This is a genomic window from Streptomyces sp. NPDC014870, assembly GCF_043081505.1.
Lineage (GTDB): Bacteria > Actinomycetota > Actinomycetes > Streptomycetales > Streptomycetaceae > Streptomyces.
This window is the reverse complement of sequence record NZ_JBIBWQ010000008.1, coordinates 42,085-58,247: the sequence shown is the minus strand read 5'-3', so window position 1 is coordinate 58,247 and position 16,163 is coordinate 42,085. Positions and strand designations below refer to the sequence as shown.

Here is a 16,163-nt window from a genome sequence, read left to right as displayed (position 1 = left end):
CTCAGCTCTCCTGGTTCAGGTAGCTCAGGAGTTCGCCGTGGAGCAGGCCGTTCGACGCCGCCGCGTTGCCGCTGTGCGGGCCGTGCCGGCCGTCGAGGCCGGTGAAGGTGCCGCCCGCCTCCTGGACGACGATCGCCGTCGCCGCCATGTCCCAGAGCGACAGTTCCGGCTCGGCGCAGAAGTCCACCGAGCCCTCGGCGACCATCATGTACGGCCAGAAGTCGCCGTACGCCCGCGTCCGCCAGCACGCGCGCGTGAGGTCGAGGAAGCCTTCGAGGCGGCCGCGCTCCTCCCAGCCGCTCAGCGAGGAGTACGCGAACGAGGCGTCGCCCAGGTCGGAGACCTTCGAGACCTGGATCCGGGTCGCCGACGACAGGCTGCGGCCGGTGAACGCGCCCGAGCCCTTCGCCGCCCACCAACGGCGGCCGAGGGCCGGCGCCGAGACGACGCCCACCACCGGCTGGAACCCGGTGTCACCCGCCTCCATCAGCGCGATCAGGGTCGCCCAGACCGGCACGCCCCGCACGTAGTTCTTCGTGCCGTCGATCGGGTCGATCACCCAGCGGCGCGGGCCCGTGCCCTCCACGCCGTACTCCTCGCCCAGGATCGCGTCGCGCGGCCGCGCCCGCTGCAGCTGGGCGCGGATCAGCTCCTCGGCGGCCTTGTCCGCCTCGCTCACCGGCGTCATGTCCGGCTTGGTCTCGACCTTCAGGTCGAGTGCCTTGAACCGGTCCATCGTGGCCGCGTCGGCGGCGTCCGCGAGGACATGGGCGAGTCGCAGATCATCGTGGTAATCGGCCATGGTCGAAACTCTATCCCTCGAAGGGGCGTGGCCCTACGGGAGGCCTTGACAGTGCGTGGCCGCCCGTCAACGCTGAGCGCAGAACCGTTCTGGCCGGGAGGCGACGATGCCGACTGCCCGTGAGGCCTTGCTGGACGCCGCCCACGCGGCCCTCGCGGGGCTGCCCTGGTCCGCCGTCCGGATGGTCGACGTGGCCGCCGCCGCGGGCGTCTCCCGGCAGACCCTCTACAACGAGTTCGGTTCCAAGGAGGGCATGGCCAGGGCGCTCGTACGGCGCGAGGCCGACGCCTACCTCCAGGGCGTCGACCGGGTCCTCGCCTCGCCCGCCCCACCCCGTCGGAACCTGGCAGCCGTCGCCGAATGGACCGTCTCCGAGGCCTTCACGCGACCCGTCCTGCGGGCGCTGCTCACCGGCTGCTGGGGCGAGCGGCTCCCCGTGCCCCGCCCCGCGCGGGCCGGAGCCCGTGCCTCCGCCGTCCCGGCCCAGCGCCGCGCCGACGCGGGCGTGCCGTCCCCCGCCGACCTGCTCGGCCTGGCCAGGGACCGGGCCGCGACGGCGCTGCGCGGTGACGGGGAGGGAGACGTACGGCGCTCCTGCGAGGTCGTCCTGCGGCTCGCGCTCTCGTACGTGGTCGCCCCGGCCCCCATCGTGGCGCCGAAGGGCGAGGGGAACGGTCAGTGGGAGGAGCCGGAGAGCTGGAGCCCGACGACCCCGACGATCACCAGCGTGATCGACACGATCTTCAGCGTGGACACGACGTCGCCGAGGAAGATCATTCCGTAGATCGCCGTCCCGGCCGCGCCGATGCCGGTCCACACCGCGTACGCGGGACCCACGTCCAGCTTCCGCAGCGCCAGCGTCAGGAGACCGAAGCTGCCGAGGGCGAAACAGGCGAAGGCGACCGTGGGCCACAGCCGGGTGAACCCGTGCGAGAGCTTGAGGCAGACCGCGAACCCCGTCTCCAGGAGTCCGGCGACCACCACCAGCAGCCACGCCATCGTCAGTGCCTCCCACGCCGTCGGTGACTGCTTCGTCGCACTTGGTGCGATTATGCACTTACCAGTACCTGTGGGCCGCAAACGTGCGCGACTCAGTCGCCTTCGCGTCGCTCCCGCGTCGCGAGCAGCCGCCGCAGCGAGAAGAGCCGGGCCGGATCGGCGTGCCCCTCCGCCACCCACGCGTCAAGCGCGCAGTCCGGCTCGTCGTGGCTGCAGGCCCGCGGACAGTTCTCCGTACCGGGGACGAGATCGGGGAAGGCGAGGATCACCCGCGACGGGTCGACGTGGTGGAGACCGAACGACCGCACGCCCGGCGTGTCGATCACCCAGCCGCCGGCCGCGTCGTTCAGCGGCAGCGCGAGCGCCGAGGTGGTGGTGTGCCGGCCGCGCCCGGTGACCGCGTTGACATGGCCCGTGGTGCGCCGCCTGTCCTCCGGGACCAGGGCGTTGACCAGCGTCGTCTTGCCGACACCGGAGTGCCCGACGAAGGCCGTCGTCCGCCCCTTGAGGTGCTCGTGCACCCGCTCGGCGGCGACCCCGTCGACGAACTCGTCGCGCGTGGTCACCACGTACGGCACACCGAGCGCGCCGTACAGCTCCAGGAGTTCGTCGGGCTTGGCCAGGTCCGACTTGGTCAGCACGAGGAGCGGGGAGAGCCCGCCGTCGTACGCGGCGACCAGGCAGCGGTCGATCAGCCGGGGACGGGGCTCGGGGTCGGCGAGCGCGGTGACGATCGCCAGCTGGTCGGCGTTGGCGACGACCACCCGCTCGAACGGATCGTCGTCGTCGGCCGTACGGCGGAGCACGGAGCTGCGGTCACCGATCCGCACGATCCGGGCCAGCGTGTCCTTCTCGCCGGAGAGATCGCCCACGAGGGAGACCCGGTCGCCGACGACCGCCGCCTTGCGGCCCAGCTCGCGCGCCTTCATCGCGAGGACCACCCGGTCCTCGACGAGGCAGGTGAGCCGGCCCCGGTCCACGGTCAGGACCATGCCCTCGACCGCGTCCTCGTGCTTGGGGCGGATGCTGGTGCGGGGACGGTTGCCCTTGCGGTTGGGCCGCTGGCGGATGTCGTCCTCGTCTGTGCGCTTCCCGTAGTGCCGCATGGATCAGACTCCGAGCATTTCGGTCCACATCCTGGGGAAGTCGGGCAATGTCTTGGCCGTCGTCGCCACGTTCTCGATCTCCACGCCCTCGACCGCGAGGCCGATGATCGCGCCCGCCGTCGCCATCCGGTGGTCGTGGTACGTGTGGAAGACCCCGCCGTGCAGCGGGCGCGGGCGGATGACGAGACCGTCCTCCGTCTCCGTGACGTCACCGCCCAGCTCGTTGATCTCCTTGGTCAGCGCGGCCAGCCGGTCCGTCTCGTGCAGCCGCAGATGCGCGACGCCACGCAGCGTGGACGGGGAGTCGGCCAGCGCCGCGACCGCCGCGATGCCCGGCGTCAGCTCGCCGACCTCGCTCAGGTCCACGTCGATGCCGTGGATCCGGCCGGTGCCGGTGAAGGTGAGACCGGCCTCGGTCAGCTCGCAGGAGCCACCCATCTCGGTGAAGATCTCCCGCAGCGCGTCACCGGGCTGGGTGGTCCTGGCCGGCCAGTCCGGGACCGTCACCCGGCCGCCGGTGACCAGGGCCGCGGCCAGGAACGGCTGGGCGTTCGACAGGTCGGGCTCGACGGTCAGGTCGCGTCCGAGCAGCGCGGACGGGGCGACCCGCCAGACGTTCGGCTCGCCGCCGGTCTCCGGCTCGTCGACCTGGGCGCCGACCTGGCGCAGCATGTCCACGGTCATCCGGATGTGCGGGAGCGAGGGGAGCTTCGCGCCCACGTGGCGTACCTCCACCCCCTGGTTGAAGCGGGGCGCGGAGAGCAGCAGCGCGCTGACGAACTGGGACGACGAGGAGGCGTCGATCTCCACCGGGCCGCCGTCGACCGCCCCGCCGCCGTGCACGGTCATCGGCAGCGCGCCGCGCCCGTCGTCGTCGATCCGGACGCCGAGCCCGCGCAGCGCGTCGATCACGCCGTGCAGCGGGCGCTCGTGGGAGCGGGCGTCGCCGTCGAAGCGCACCGGGCCGTCGGCGAGGGCCGCGACCGGGGGCAGGAAGCGCATGACCGTGCCGGCGTTGCCGACGTCCACGGTCGCCGGGCCGCGCAGCCCGGCCGGGATGATCCGCCAGGCCTCGCCCGTGCCGTCCGGACCCACGCCCTCCTCGATCCTGACGCCGAGGGTGCGCAGGGCCTCGGCCATCAGGAGGGTGTCGCGGGAGCGCAGCGGGCGGCGCAGCCAGCCCGGCTCCGCGGCGAGCGCGGCGAGGACCAGACCGCGGTTGGTGACCGACTTCGATCCGGGCACGGTGACGGTCGCGTCGACGGCTCCGCCGGCATACGGCGCGGGCCAGAGGTCGGTGTGCAGGTCGGCGTGCGAGGAGGTTTCGGTCATGCCCTCACTTTAGTGGGGCACGGGGCGGCTACAGCCCGAGCAGCCAGCGGCCTCCGCCGATCAGGGAACAGATCGAGACCGCGTGGAAGAAGAAGAGCCAGAGCGCCGGCGGGACATGGGTGAGCCGGGCGAGCTGGTCCGCGTCCGAGTCCGGCGCCCCGCCGTGCCGCCGCTTGCCCTGCAGCTCGAAGACCGGACGGACCCCGCCGACGAGCAGGAACCAGACGACGGCGTACGCGAAGGCGGCCTGCACGTCCGGGCCGGTCAGCCAGGAGATCAGCAGGAACACGGCGCCGGTGAGGAGCACGGTGAAGATCCCGTACAGGTTCCTGACCATCAGCAGCATCGCGAGGAGCAGCGCGGTCGCGAGCCACAGCAGGAGCGTGATCCGGTGGTCGGCGAGCAGCCAGGCACCGCCGAGGCCGAGCAGCGGGGCGGCGGTGTAGCCGGCGGCGGCGGTGAGGATCATGCCGAGACCGGTGGGGCGGCCGCGGGAGACGGTCAGGCCGCTGGTGTCCGAGTGGAGCCGGATGGACTGGAGCCGGCGGCCGGTGACGAGGGCGACGAGGCCGTGGCCGCCCTCGTGGGCGATGGTGATGGCGTTGCGGGACAGCCGCCATATCGCGCGGGGCACGGTGACGAGGAGCGCGGCGACGCCGGTGACGATCACCAGCCACTCTTCCGGGGCGGGCTGGGTGCCGAGGACTTCGGTCATGTTGTGGACTGTCTCCTCGGTCGGGTCGGTTCAGAGGGTACCGGTGCGAAGCACCGTCGTCGGGGGGTGGTGGTCGGGCGACGGGAGGGAGTGGCAGTGTGGCACGTATGTGCGGACGGTATGCAGCGAGTCGGGCGCCCCAGGACCTGGTGAGCGTCTTCGGAGTCGAGAAGTGGGAGCCCGAGGAGACCCTCGCCCCGGACTGGAACGTGGCCCCGACGAAGGAGGTCTACGCGGTTCTGGAGCGTCCTCTGAAAGACGCGGAATCGCGGCGGCCGGTTCGCCAGCTGCGGGCACTGAAGTGGGGCCTGGTCCCGTCCTGGTCGAAGAGCCCCGAGGGCGCGGCCCGGATGATCAACGCGCGGTCGGAGACGCTGGCGGAGAAGCCGTCCTTCAAGAAGGCGTTCGCCGCCCGCCGGTGCATCCTGCCGGCGGACGGCTACTACGAGTGGGTCACCGGGTCGGGGGAGCGGGACCTGGAGGTCGAGGGGAAGAAGAAGCGTCCCCGGAAGCAGCCGTACTTCGTGACACCCGCGGACGGCTCGGTCTTCGCGATGGCCGGGCTCTACGAGTTCTGGCGCGACCGGACCGTGCCGGACGGCGACCCCCTGGCGTGGTGGGTGACGTGCTCTGTCATCACGACCGAGGCGGAGACGGGCCCGCTGGGCGTGGCCCCGGCGGAGGGGCCCGGCTCGCTCGCGGAGATCCACCCCCGGATGCCCCTGATGCTGACCCCGGACCGCTGGGACGCGTGGCTGGACCCGCACCGCACGGACATCGACGAGCTCCAGGGCCTGCTGGCGGCGCCGCCGGAGGGGCTCATGCGGGCGTACCCGGTGGCGACGGCCGTCAGCAACGTCCGCAACAACGGTCCGGAGCTGCTGACGGAACTGGAGGGCCCGGAGGTCGGCACGCTCTTCTGACCCCGGGATCTCCCCCACCCCGCCCCTTCCCGAAAACCTGCCGGAGGCTGGTGGGGGCACCGGACCGGGACGCGGCGGCTGCGCGCCGCGGGGCGCAGGGGCGGTGTGCCGCGAGGCAGGCGGCGTCCGTGCGGGCGGCACCATGGGGGCATGAGTCGCACCGAGATCGTTTCGACCGACGCCGGGGAAGCCCGGATCACCTGGTACCCCGGCAAGAAGCCCTGGGCCGTGCTGGCCCTCGGCCACGGGGCCGGGGGAGGGATCGAGGCGCGGGACCTCCAGGCCATCGCCGCGGCGCTGCCCCCGCAGGGCGTGACCGTCGCCCTCGTGGAGCAGCCCTGGCGGGTCGCCGGGAAGAAGGTCGCGCCCGCGCCGAAGACCCTCGACGTCGGGTGGCACGGGATCTGGCCCGCCCTCGCCGAGCCCGGGCTGCCCGTGATCGCGGGAGGCCGCAGCGCCGGTGCGCGGGTCGCCTGCCGGACCGGGAAGGAACTCGGCGCCGAGGCCGTCCTCGCGCTGAGCTTCCCGCTGCACCCACCCGGCAGGCCCGAGAAGTCCCGGGCCGACGAACTGCTCGGGACCGGCCTGCCCACCCTCGTCGTCCAGGGCGGCAACGACTCCTTCGGGAAGCCCGAGGAGTTCCCCGAAGGGCCGTACGAGCTCGTGGCCGTGCCGTACGGCGACCACGGGTTCGCCGTCGCCAAGCGCGCGCCCGTCACGCCCGAGGAGACCCTCGATCTCATCGTCGCGAGCGTCGCCGCGTGGGTCACGTCACTCCGGTCCTGACGGCGGGAATGCCCGGCACCCGACTGAGGTTGTGACCCATGTCGGTGTGAGAGCAAGGAAGAGGGAGTCCGTCGCATGGGTTCGACCATCTGCCCCGAGCGCCCGCAGGCCGCTGACCTCGACTGGACGGTCCTGCCCGCGCCCAAGGCCGCCCCTATTCGGGCGGCGGGCGGAGCGGTTCCTCGTCTATCCTCCGAATCGAGCGGGTCCGCCTTCGGATTCGCCGCAGCGCTGGAGGAGGTGGGTCCGGTCACTGGGACCGACACAGGGACCGACGACGGCCCCGAGGAGACGACCGAGGAGCGCAACGCGCGCTTCGAGCGGGACGCCCTCGGCTTCCTCGACCAGATGTACTCCGCCGCCCTGCGCATGACGCGCAACCCGGCCGACGCCGAGGACCTGGTGCAGGAGACGTACGCGAAGGCGTACGGCTCGTTCCACCAGTTCCGCGAGGGTACGAATCTGAAGGCGTGGCTGTACCGCATCCTGACCAACACCTTCATCAACTCGTACCGCAAGAAGCAGCGCGAGCCCCAGCGCAGCGCCGCCGAGGAGATCGAGGACTGGCAGCTCGCGCGCGCCGAGTCGCACATGTCGACCGGGCTGCGCTCCGCCGAGTCGCAGGCCCTCGACCACCTGCCGGACTCGGACGTCAAGGAAGCGCTGCAGGCGATCCCCGAGGAATTCCGCATCGCCGTCTATCTCGCGGATGTAGAGGGCTTTGCGTACAAGGAGATCGCGGACATCATGGGGACACCCATCGGTACGGTGATGTCCCGACTGCACCGGGGCCGCCGCCAGCTGCGCGGCATGCTCGAGGACTACGCCCGCGACCGCGGGCTCGTGCCCGCGGGCGCCGGAGAGTCGTCGAACGATCGGAAAGGCTCGGGCTCATGAGCTGCGGAGAGCCGCATGAGACGGACTGCTCAGAGGTCCTGGACCATCTCTACGAGTTTCTCGACAGAGAGATGCCCGACAGTGACTGCACCAAGTTCGAGGTCCACTTCGAGGAGTGCTCCCCGTGCCTGGAGAAGTACGGCCTGGAACAGGCGGTGAAGAAGCTCGTCAAGCGCTGCTGCGGCAGTGACGACGTGCCCACCGACCTGCGGGCCAAGGTGATGGGCCGGATCGACCTGATCCGCTCGGGCGAGCTGGTGCCCGAGCAGGACATCACGGCCACCGCCCAGGAGTAGCAACCCCCCGTGCAGACGAGGGCCGCCGCGACACGTTCGCGGCGGCCCTCGCGCATACATCAGCTTGTATCACCCGATGGTGCGAATCGGCCGTGGCCCGCCCGCGCGCCGCGCCCAACTCGCTAGCGTGACAGGCGTGATGGGCGTGAAGGCGATTCCCCGAGCGGCACGTGTGTACATCGGCTGCGCCCTCCTCGCCGCCGCCGCGTGCGCGCTCCCGGCGCTGCGCCCCGGCGCGCGGACCGCGTGGACGTGCGTCGCGCTCCTCGCCGTCCTCTACGCGCTCTGCGAGCTCCCCGCCCGCTGCCGGCTCATCGGCCGGGCTCTCGGCGGCTCGGTGCCCATGGGCGCCGGCTCCTTCTTCCCCGTCCTGCTCGCCGCGGCCCTCCTGCTGCCGCCCTCCGCCGCCGCGCTCACCGCGCTGCCCGGCGCCCTGCTCGCCCGGGTGGAGCAGCGCCCCGCGGGCGTGCGCCGGGCCTGGCGGACGGCCCAGCTCCTGATCGCCGTCTGGGCCGCCGGGCTCGTCGCCGGGGCCCTGGGCAGCCGCGAGGCCCTGGGCAAGGGGCCGGACGCCCCGGACTTCCCGTACGCCCTGCTCCCCGCCGCCGCCTGCGCGCTCACCTTCTGCCTGGTCCTGACCGCGCTCGACGGCGGCGTCAGGATCGCCGCCGAACGCGTACCGGCGCGCACCGCCTGGCGGGGGCTCCTCGGCCGGACGCTCGCCCCGCACACCGTCCACGGTCTCGCCGGGCTGATGATGGCCGTGCTCTGGCGGAGCACGTACGGGCCGGTCGCCGCGCTCTTCGTCCTGCTGCCGATGTACATCTCCTGCTGGGTCTTCGCGCAGTACCACCGCGAACGCGCCGCGCACCGGGCGACGATCCGCGCGCTCGTGCAGGCCGTCGACATCAAGGACCGGTACACCCGGGGGCACAGCGAACGGGTGGGCCAGGCCTCTGCGTTGATCGCGCACGAGCTGGGCATCGCGGACGAGCGCCTGGAGATCCTCCGCTTCGCGGGGATCCTGCACGACGTGGGCAAGCTCGGCGTACCGACCCGGATCCTGCGCAAGGACGGACCGCTGACGCCCGAGGAGCGCCGGATCATCGAGCTGCACCCGGAGTACGGCCACGAGATGGTCAGGGGCATCGGCTTCCTCGGGGAGGCCAGGGCGGCGATCCTGCACCACCACGAGAAGCTGGACGGCACCGGCTACCCGTACGGGCTCCGCGGGGAGCAGATCCCCGAATTCGCCCGGGTGGTCGCGGTCGCCGACGCCTTCGACGCGATGACCTCGACCCGCTCCTACAGCCGGGCCCGGCCGGTCGCGACGGCCGTCGCGGAGCTGGAGCGGTGCGCGGGCACGCACTTCGACCCCCGGATGGTCGCCGCGCTCGTCCAGGCGCTCGACCGCCACGGCTGGCAGCCGGCGGTCACGGCGGACGAGCCGTGCCCACCGGCCGCGTCGGCGGCCCCGGGCAACCCTGGCGCTTCAGCCGTCCCGCCTCCCCAGGCCACCGTGGCTCCCCAGGCCACCCCGGCCAACCCTGGCGCTTCGCCCGCCCCGGGCGCCGTCCCGCCCGCGCGGGCCCCCGCCCCCGCCGACGCACCCGCCTCCACCCCCGCCGACGCACCCGCGCCCGCCCCGGCCCCCGCCTCCACCCCCGCCGACGCGCCCCCCGCGCACGTGCCGCCCGGTGGCCGGTCGTGAGGGCCGGGGCGCCGATCGTCGGGGTCGTCCACGGAGCCGCCCTCGCGCTCACCGTCGCCGGGTTCGGGGCCACGCTGTGGAGCGGGGTCTGCGAGCCGGGGAACGCGCTCGCGTTCGGCGTGCTCATCGCGCTCGGCGAGCTCGCCCGCTGGGGCGCCCTGCCGGGGGACCGGGAGCCCGCGCCGCTCGCGGCCGCCGGAGCCCTCGCGTACGCCCTGCTCGGCGAGCAGGCGGGGAGCAGCACCACCCACGGCGTCCTTCAGATCATCGCCGTCGTCGTCGCCGGCGGGCTCGTCGGGATCGTCCCGCACATCGCCCGGGGCGAGGGCCCCGACCTCGACCACCAGGCCCGCCGCATCCTCACCGTCGGCTTCGCCGCCCTCTGCTTCCAGCCGCTCTACAACTCCGGCGAGGTGAGCGAGCGCCTCGGCCACGGCCCCGCCTACGCCCTCTTCCTGCTGCTCCTGCTCGTCCTCACCGCCCTGTGCGACGCCGTCCTCGCCGCCCTGATGCTCCGCGCCCGTACGGGATACCCCTACGGCCCGCTCCTCCGCGACGAGCTGCGGGCCCTGATCGGCATCGGCTCGGCCGTCTGCGCCACCGGCGCCGTCATGGCCCTCGGCGTGGCCGCCGCCGGGCTCTGGGCGCTGCCCGTCTTCTGCGTGCCGCTGCTGCTCACCCAGGTCTCCTTCCGCCGCTACGCCGCCGTGCGCACCACCAACCGGCAGACCATCGCCTCGCTCGCCCGCGCCACCGAGATCGCCGGCTGCACCCCACCGGGGCATGCCCGCCGCGTCGCCGCGCTCAGCGCCGCCGTCGGCCGCGAGCTGGGCCTCTCCGGGTCCGATCTGACCGTCCTGGAGTACGCCGCCCTCATGCACGACATCGGGCAGCTCTCCCTCGTCGACCCCGTCCCCGAAGGCGCCACGGCGCTCCTGCCCGCCGAGGAACAGCGCCGGATCGCGCTCCTCGGCGGGGCCGTCGTCCGGCAGACCGGCGTCCCCGCCGCCGTGGCCGTCGTCGTGGAGCGGCAGGCCGATCCGTACCGCGACCAACCGCTGCCCGCCCGGATCGTCCGTACCGTCAACGCCTACGACGATCTCGCCGGCACCGGCGCGGGCGCCTGCGGGGCGCTGACCGCCCTCGAACGGCTCCGGCTCGCCACCGCCCGCGACCACCACACGGACGTGGTGGAATCCCTCGCGAGGGTCCTCGCGAGAGGCGGTGTGACCGGGGGCGTCACCCCTCTCCCTCCTGGGTAACCCATGGGTAATGAGCGCGCGTCCAACCGGGCATGGTTGGATGCGAACAAGAGGGTGAAGCGACCGGCAGGCGGGAATCGTGAGGATCTTCGGGAAGGTACGGCATCGGCCCTCCGCCTCGTGGCGGCAGGCCACCGACCGCGCGTTCACGCTGATCGGCGACGGCCGGTACGAGGACGCGGGCGCGCTGCTCACGCGCGCGGCGGATCTGGAGCCCTGGCTCTCGGAGTCCTGGTTCAACCTGGCGCTGCTGCACAAGTTCCGGCACGACTGGGAGCAGGCCAGGGCCGCCGGGCTGCGCGCCGTCGCGCTGCTCGACAAGGAGACCGGCGCTCCCGACTGGTGGAACGTGGGCATCGCCGCCACCGCGCTCCAGGACTGGCCGCTGGCCCGCCGCGCCTGGCAGGCGTACGGACTGCGGGTGCCCGGGGCCTCCGCGGGGACCGGTGAGCCCGCCGGAATGGAGCTGGGCAGCGCCGCCGTCCGGCTCTCGCCCGAGGGCGAGGCCGAGGTCGTGTGGGGCCGCAGGCTCGACCCCGCGCGGATCGAGGTGCTCTCCATCCCGCTGCCGTCCTCCGGCCGCCGCTGGGGCGAGGTCGTCCTGCACGACGGCGTGCCCAACGGTGAGCGCACGACGAGCGCCGGACCCTCCTACCCCGTCTTCGACGAGATCGAGCTGTGGGCGCCCTCGCCCGTCCCCACCTGGGTGGTCCTCCTGGAGGCCGCCACCGAGGCCGACCGGGACGCCCTGGAGCAGCTCGCCGCCGACGCCGGCTTCGCCGCCGAGGACTGGTCCTCGTCGGTCCGGCTGCTCTGCCGCGCCTGCTCCGAGTCGACCATGCCCAGCGCCGAGGGTGAGGGCGAGCACCTCGACCCGCACGACCACAGCGAGCCGGGCCACCCCGGGCCGCTCGGCCACCGCTCGCCCGGCGAGCTCTGGGTCCCCGAGCGCGAGTGCGGGATCGCCGCGCCCGTCGGCCTGGTCCGCGGCCTGCTCGACGGCTGGGTGGCGGACAGCCCCGACAGCCGTGAGTGGCGGGATCTCGAAGAGGTCTGCTGATCCTTCTGCCGATCCCGCCCGGATCCTGCCCTTAGGCTGTACGGGACATCGACTGGGGTTCCGAGGAAGGCGTGCGGCTCAATGGCGCAGCAGGAGACTGACGAGCAGATCAACGACGGTTACGTCGTGGACACGGAGGACTGCGAGGCGCGTGAGCTCGCGTACCGGGAGCGCGGGACGGCGCGTCCGATCACCGTCGTCGGCAACCCGGTGCTGCACCGGGAGTGCAAGGACGTCACCGAGTTCGACGACAAGCTCGCCGCGCTGATCGACGACATGTTCGCCAGCCAGAAGGCCGCCGAGGGCGTGGGCCTGGCCGCGAACCAGATCGGTGTCGACCTCAAGGTCTTCGTCTACGACTGCCCCGACGACGAGGGCGTCCGCCACACCGGCGTCGTCGTCAACCCGGTGCTCCAGGAGCTGCCGGCCGAGCAGCGCGTCCTGGACGAGTCCAACGAGGGCTGCCTCTCCGTCCCGACCGCGTACGCCTCGCTGGCCCGCCCGGACTTCGCCGAGGTGCACGGCCAGGACGCCCAGGGCAACCCGATCAAGGTCCGGGGCACCGGCTACTTCGCGCGCTGCCTCCAGCACGAGACGGACCACCTGTACGGCTTCCTGTACATCGACAAGCTCTCCAAGCGGGACCGCAAGGACGCCCTGCGCCAGATGGACGAGGGCACCCCGCGCTACGAGACCGTCCTGAACGACTGATCCCGTTCACGCGGATACGACGAAGGGCCCCCTCCCCCGGAGCGGGGCCCTTCGCCGTGATCGTCCCGGAACGCGGACTAGAAGTCCTCGTCCAGGTCCACCGAGCCCTCGACCGCCACCTGGTAGGCGGACGGACGGCGCTCGAAGAAGTTCGTCAGCTCCTGGACGCCCTGGAGCTCCATGAACGCGAACGGGTTCTCGGAGCCGTAGACCGGGGCGAAGCCGAGCCGCACCAGACGCTGGTCGGCGACGCACTGGAGGTACTCGCGCATCGACTCGGTGTTCATGCCCGGCAGGCCGTCGCCGCACAGGTCACGGCCGAACTGCAGCTCCGCCTCGACGGCCTCCTTCAGCATGTCGACGACCTGCTGCTGGAGCGCGTCGTCGAAGAGCTCCGGCTCCTCCTTGCGGACGGTGTCCACGACCTCGAAGGCGAAGTTCATGTGCATCGTCTCGTCGCGGAACACCCAGTTGGTGCCGGTCGCGAGACCGTGCAGCAGACCGCGGGACCGGAACCAGTACACGTAGGCGAAGGCACCGTAGAAGAACAGGCCCTCGATGCACGCCGCGAAGCAGATCAGGTTCAGCAGGAAGCGGCGGCGGTCGGCCTGGGTCTCCAGGCGCTCGATCTTCTCGACCGAGTCCATCCACTTGAAGCAGAACTGCGCCTTCTCGCGGATCGAGGGGATGTTCTCCACCGCGTCGAAGGCCGCCGCGCGGTCCTCCGGGTCGGGCAGGTAGGTGTCGAGCAGCGTCAGATAGAACTGGACGTGCACGGCCTCCTCGAACAGCTGGCGCGAGAGGTAGAGCCGCGCCTCGGGGGAGTTGATGTGCTTGTACAGCGTCAGCACGAGGTTGTTCGCGACGATCGAGTCACCGGTCGCGAAGAACGCGACCAGGCGGCCGATCATGTGCTGCTCGCCCGGCGACAGCTTGGCGAGGTCGGCGACGTCCGAGTGGAGGTCGACCTCCTCCACCGTCCAGGTGTTCTTGATCGCGTCCCGGTAGCGCTCGTAGAAGTCCGGGTAGCGCATCGGACGCAGGGTCAGTTCGAAGCCCGGGTCGAGCAGGTTCTTTTCGGTGGAGCTCATTACTGGCAGGCCTCGCAGGACTCGGGGTTCTCAAGGGAGCAGGCGACGGCGTCGGGGTCGGCGACCTGCTGGACGGGGATGGTGGCGGCGGGCGCCGCGGCCTGGGCCGCGCGGGCGATCCGCGTCGCCGGGCGGGAGCGCAGGTAGTACGTCGTCTTCAGGCCCTGCTTCCAGGCGTACGCGTACATCGACGACAGCTTGCCGATGGTCGGCGTCTCCAGGAACAGGTTCAGCGACTGCGACTGGTCCAGGAACGGCGTACGGGCCGCCGCCATGTCGATCAGACCGCGCTGCGGGATCTCCCACGCCGTCCGGTACAGCTCGCGCACCTCGGCCGGGACCCAGGTGAAGCCGGCCACCGAGCCGTTGGACTCGCGCAGCGCCTCACGGGTCTGCGCGTCCCACACGCCGAGCTGCTTCAGCTCCTGCACCAGGTACGAGTTGACCTGGAGGAACTCGCCCGAGAGCGTCTCGCGCTTGAACAGGTTGGAGACCTGCGGCTCGATGCACTCGTAGACGCCCGCGATGGAGGCGATCGTCGCCGTCGGCGCGATGGCGAGCAGCAGGCTGTTGCGCATGCCGACGGCGGCGATCCGCGCGCGCAGCGCGGCCCAGCGCTCCGGCCAGTTCAGCTCGACGTCGTAGTGGTCGGGGTGCAGGACACCGCGCGCGGCGCGGGTCTTGTCCCAGGCCGGCACCGGCCCGTTGCGCTCCGCGAGGTCGGCGGACGCCTCGTACGCGGCGAGCATGATCCGCTCGGCGATCTTCGTGGAGAGCGCCCGCGCCTCGGGGGAGTCGAACGGCAGCTTCAGCTGGAAGAAGACGTCCTGGAGGCCCATCGCGCCCAGGCCCACCGGGCGCCAGCGGGCGTTGGAGCGGCCGGCCTGCTCGGTCGGGTAGAAGTTGATGTCCACGACCCGGTCGAGGAAGGTGACGGCCGTACGGACGGTCGCGTCGAGCCGCTCCCAGTCGATGTCCGAACCGACGACGAACGCGCCGAGGTTGACGGAGCCGAGGTTGCAGACCGCGGTCTCGCCGTCGTCCGTGACCTCCAGGATCTCGGTGCACAGGTTCGAGGAGTGGACCGTGTGGCCCTTCTCCGCGGTCTGGTTGGCCGTCCGGTTCGAGGCGTCCTTGAAGGTCATCCAGCCGTTGCCGGTCTGCGCCAGGGTCCGCATCATCCGGCCGTACAGGTCACGGGCCGGCATGGTCTTGCGGGCCAGGCCCTTCGCCTCGGCGGCGCGGTAGGCGGCGTCGAACTCGTCGCCCCACAGGTCGACCAGCTCGGGCACGTCCGCCGGGGAGAACAGCGACCACTCGGCGTCCGCGTTGACGCGGCGCATGAACTCGTCCGGGATCCAGTGCGCGAGGTTCAGGTTGTGCGTACGCCGGGCGTCCTCACCGGTGTTGTCGCGCAGCTCGAGGAACTCCTCGATGTCCGCGTGCCAGGTCTCCAGGTAGACCGCGGCGGCGCCCTTGCGCCGGCCGCCCTGGTTCACGGCCGCCACGGAGGCGTCCAGGGTCTTCAGGAACGGCACGATGCCGTTGGAGTGCCCGTTGGTGCCGCGGATCAGCGAGCCGCGGGCGCGGATGCGGGAGTACGACAGGCCGATGCCGCCGGCGTGCTTCGAGAGGCGCGCGACCTGGTGGTAGCGGTCGTAGATGGAGTCCAGCTCGTCCTGCGGGGAGTCCAGGAGGTAGCAGGAGGACATCTGCGGGTGGCGGGTGCCGGAGTTGAAGAGCGTGGGGGAGGACGGCAGGTAGTCGAGCCGGCTCATGAGCCCGTAGAGCGCGGCGACCTCGTCCAGGGCGCGGGCGGAGTCGTCCTCGGCGAGACCGCAGGCGACGCGCAGCATGAAGTGCTGCGGGGTCTCGATCACCTTGCGGGTGATCGGGTGGCGCAGCAGGTAGCGGGAGTACAGGGTGCGCAGACCGAAGTAGCCGAAGCGGTCGTCCGCGGCGCCGTCGACGAGCGCGTCGAGCCGCTCGGCGTGCAGCGTGACGAACTCGGCGGTGCGGTCGGCGATGAGCCCCTCGCGGTGGCCGACGGCGACGGAGGCGGAGAAGGTGACCGAGCCCTGGGAGGCCGCCTCGTCCGCGATCGTGATGGTCAGCAGCCGGGCCGCGAGCCGGGAGTAGGCCGGGTCCTCGGCGATGAGACCCGCGGCCGCCTCGGTGGCCAGCTCACGCAGCTCCGCCTCGTCCGAGCCGGCGTTGCGGCCCCGGAGCGCGGCGGCGGCGACCTTGCCGGGGTCGGTGTCGGTGAGGTCGGCGGTGAGGTCGGTCAGGGTCCGCAGGAGCACGGTCCCGGGTCCGTCGCTCTCGTTGCCGTCGCTCTCGATCGCTGTGGCCGGATCGGCGGGCGCGATGGTCACGTGGGGGCTCTCCCTCGCTCGGCTCGGGGCCGGCGCGGGAGGCGTGCGGCGGCGCCGACCCCCGTACGCAGGGCCGCGCCGCGCCGCTGCCCACTCC

General features: G+C 72.5%; 16 protein-coding genes. 9 read left to right on the top strand and 7 right to left on the bottom strand.

Features of this window, described 5'->3' with window-relative positions; all coding sequences use genetic code 11:
- Nucleotide 1 precedes the first annotated feature (1 nt).
- Nucleotides 2-802: a histidinol-phosphatase gene (hisN, locus tag ACF09C_RS22930; protein ID WP_392093797.1), complete on the bottom strand. Its 801-nt coding sequence runs from the start codon at nucleotides 800-802 to the stop codon at nucleotides 2-4.
- A gap of 106 nt (nucleotides 803-908) precedes the next feature.
- Here hisN and ACF09C_RS22925 point away from each other — a divergent pair, with 106 nt between their 5' ends.
- Entirely contained in the window at nucleotides 909-1,586 is a 678-nt protein-coding gene (locus ACF09C_RS22925) for a TetR/AcrR family transcriptional regulator (RefSeq protein ID WP_392093795.1), read from the top strand.
- Here the strand turns inward: ACF09C_RS22925 and ACF09C_RS22920 are convergent.
- The 4 genes from ACF09C_RS22920 to ACF09C_RS22905 form a co-directional block, all read right to left on the bottom strand.
- Nucleotides 1,478-1,801: a DMT family transporter gene (locus tag ACF09C_RS22920; RefSeq protein WP_392093793.1), complete on the bottom strand. Its 324-nt coding sequence runs from the start codon at nucleotides 1,799-1,801 to the stop codon at nucleotides 1,478-1,480. The two genes, ACF09C_RS22925 and ACF09C_RS22920, sit on opposite strands and share 109 nt — an antisense overlap.
- A 92-nt stretch (nucleotides 1,802-1,893) precedes the next feature.
- Nucleotides 1,894-2,907 carry a ribosome small subunit-dependent GTPase A gene (gene rsgA / locus ACF09C_RS22915; RefSeq protein ID WP_392093791.1) on the bottom strand — a complete coding sequence of 338 codons (1,014 nt, stop codon included), beginning with the start codon at nucleotides 2,905-2,907 and terminating at the stop codon, nucleotides 1,894-1,896.
- Nucleotides 2,908-2,910: 3 nt separating this feature from the next.
- Nucleotides 2,911-4,239 carry a 3-phosphoshikimate 1-carboxyvinyltransferase gene (aroA, locus tag ACF09C_RS22910; RefSeq protein ID WP_392093788.1) on the bottom strand — a complete coding sequence of 443 codons (1,329 nt, stop codon included), beginning with the start codon at nucleotides 4,237-4,239 and terminating at the stop codon, nucleotides 2,911-2,913.
- 28 nt (nucleotides 4,240-4,267) lie between these two features.
- Nucleotides 4,268-4,954 carry a M50 family metallopeptidase gene (locus ACF09C_RS22905; protein WP_392093787.1) on the bottom strand — a complete coding sequence of 229 codons (687 nt, stop codon included), beginning with the start codon at nucleotides 4,952-4,954 and terminating at the stop codon, nucleotides 4,268-4,270.
- Between the two features lie 107 nt (nucleotides 4,955-5,061).
- Here ACF09C_RS22905 and ACF09C_RS22900 point away from each other — a divergent pair, with 107 nt between their 5' ends.
- The 8 genes from ACF09C_RS22900 to def all read left to right on the top strand — a co-directional run bounded on the left by ACF09C_RS22900 (nucleotide 5,062) and on the right by def (nucleotide 12,600).
- Nucleotides 5,062-5,877: an SOS response-associated peptidase gene (locus ACF09C_RS22900; protein ID WP_392093785.1), complete on the top strand. Its 816-nt coding sequence runs from the start codon at nucleotides 5,062-5,064 to the stop codon at nucleotides 5,875-5,877.
- A gap of 150 nt (nucleotides 5,878-6,027) precedes the next feature.
- Complete coding sequence (locus tag ACF09C_RS22895) at nucleotides 6,028-6,663, top strand: alpha/beta family hydrolase (RefSeq protein ID WP_392093783.1); 636 nt, start codon at nucleotides 6,028-6,030, stop codon at nucleotides 6,661-6,663.
- Between the two features lie 240 nt (nucleotides 6,664-6,903).
- On the top strand, nucleotides 6,904-7,560 hold the full coding sequence (locus ACF09C_RS22890) for a sigma-70 family RNA polymerase sigma factor (RefSeq protein ID WP_318109737.1): 657 nt from the start codon (nucleotides 6,904-6,906) through the stop codon (nucleotides 7,558-7,560).
- Nucleotides 7,557-7,856, top strand: coding sequence for a mycothiol system anti-sigma-R factor (rsrA, locus tag ACF09C_RS22885; RefSeq protein WP_362429149.1), 300 nt, complete (start codon nucleotides 7,557-7,559; stop codon nucleotides 7,854-7,856). Before ACF09C_RS22890 ends, rsrA begins: the two co-directional genes overlap by 4 nt.
- Nucleotides 7,857-8,001: 145 nt before the next feature.
- Nucleotides 8,002-9,567, top strand: coding sequence for an HD-GYP domain-containing protein (locus tag ACF09C_RS22880; RefSeq protein WP_392094340.1), 1,566 nt, complete (start codon nucleotides 8,002-8,004; stop codon nucleotides 9,565-9,567).
- The gene (locus tag ACF09C_RS22875) at nucleotides 9,564-10,829 is read left to right on the top strand and encodes an HD domain-containing protein (RefSeq protein ID WP_392093780.1); all 1,266 of its coding nucleotides are present in this window, start codon (nucleotides 9,564-9,566) and stop codon (nucleotides 10,827-10,829) included. The genes ACF09C_RS22880 and ACF09C_RS22875 overlap by 4 nt, the downstream gene beginning before the upstream one ends.
- A gap of 79 nt (nucleotides 10,830-10,908) precedes the next feature.
- On the top strand, nucleotides 10,909-11,889 hold the full coding sequence (locus tag ACF09C_RS22870) for a hypothetical protein (RefSeq protein WP_362426549.1): 981 nt from the start codon (nucleotides 10,909-10,911) through the stop codon (nucleotides 11,887-11,889).
- 81 nt (nucleotides 11,890-11,970) lie between these two features.
- Nucleotides 11,971-12,600 (top strand): peptide deformylase, encoded by a 630-nt coding sequence (def, locus tag ACF09C_RS22865; protein ID WP_392093778.1) that lies wholly within the window; start codon nucleotides 11,971-11,973, stop codon nucleotides 12,598-12,600.
- A 77-nt stretch (nucleotides 12,601-12,677) separates the two neighbouring features.
- On the opposite strand, the gene ACF09C_RS22860 is transcribed toward def, so the two are convergent.
- Both ACF09C_RS22860 and ACF09C_RS22855 read right to left on the bottom strand, forming a co-directional pair.
- Nucleotides 12,678-13,691, bottom strand: coding sequence for a ribonucleotide-diphosphate reductase subunit beta (locus tag ACF09C_RS22860; RefSeq protein ID WP_392093776.1), 1,014 nt, complete (start codon nucleotides 13,689-13,691; stop codon nucleotides 12,678-12,680).
- Entirely contained in the window at nucleotides 13,691-16,066 is a 2,376-nt protein-coding gene (locus ACF09C_RS22855; protein WP_392093774.1) for a ribonucleoside-diphosphate reductase subunit alpha, read from the bottom strand. Before ACF09C_RS22855 ends, ACF09C_RS22860 begins: the two co-directional genes overlap by 1 nt.
- Between the last annotated feature and the right edge of the window lie 97 nt (nucleotides 16,067-16,163).

Coding starts and splice junctions, on each gene's coding strand:
- hisN (WP_392093797.1), bottom strand. CDS start 802: ATGGCCGATTACCACGATGATCTGCGACTCGCCCATGTCCTCGCGGAC.
- ACF09C_RS22925 (WP_392093795.1), top strand. CDS start 909: ATGCCGACTGCCCGTGAGGCCTTGCTGGACGCCGCCCACGCGGCCCTC.
- ACF09C_RS22920 (WP_392093793.1), bottom strand. CDS start 1,801: ATGGCGTGGCTGCTGGTGGTGGTCGCCGGACTCCTGGAGACGGGGTTC.
- rsgA (WP_392093791.1), bottom strand. CDS start 2,907: ATGCGGCACTACGGGAAGCGCACAGACGAGGACGACATCCGCCAGCGG.
- aroA (WP_392093788.1), bottom strand. CDS start 4,239: ATGACCGAAACCTCCTCGCACGCCGACCTGCACACCGACCTCTGGCCC.
- ACF09C_RS22905 (WP_392093787.1), bottom strand. CDS start 4,954: ATGACCGAAGTCCTCGGCACCCAGCCCGCCCCGGAAGAGTGGCTGGTG.
- ACF09C_RS22900 (WP_392093785.1), top strand. CDS start 5,062: ATGTGCGGACGGTATGCAGCGAGTCGGGCGCCCCAGGACCTGGTGAGC.
- ACF09C_RS22895 (WP_392093783.1), top strand. CDS start 6,028: ATGAGTCGCACCGAGATCGTTTCGACCGACGCCGGGGAAGCCCGGATC.
- rsrA (WP_362429149.1), top strand. CDS start 7,557: ATGAGCTGCGGAGAGCCGCATGAGACGGACTGCTCAGAGGTCCTGGAC.
- def (WP_392093778.1), top strand. CDS start 11,971: ATGGCGCAGCAGGAGACTGACGAGCAGATCAACGACGGTTACGTCGTG.
- ACF09C_RS22860 (WP_392093776.1), bottom strand. CDS start 13,691: ATGAGCTCCACCGAAAAGAACCTGCTCGACCCGGGCTTCGAACTGACC.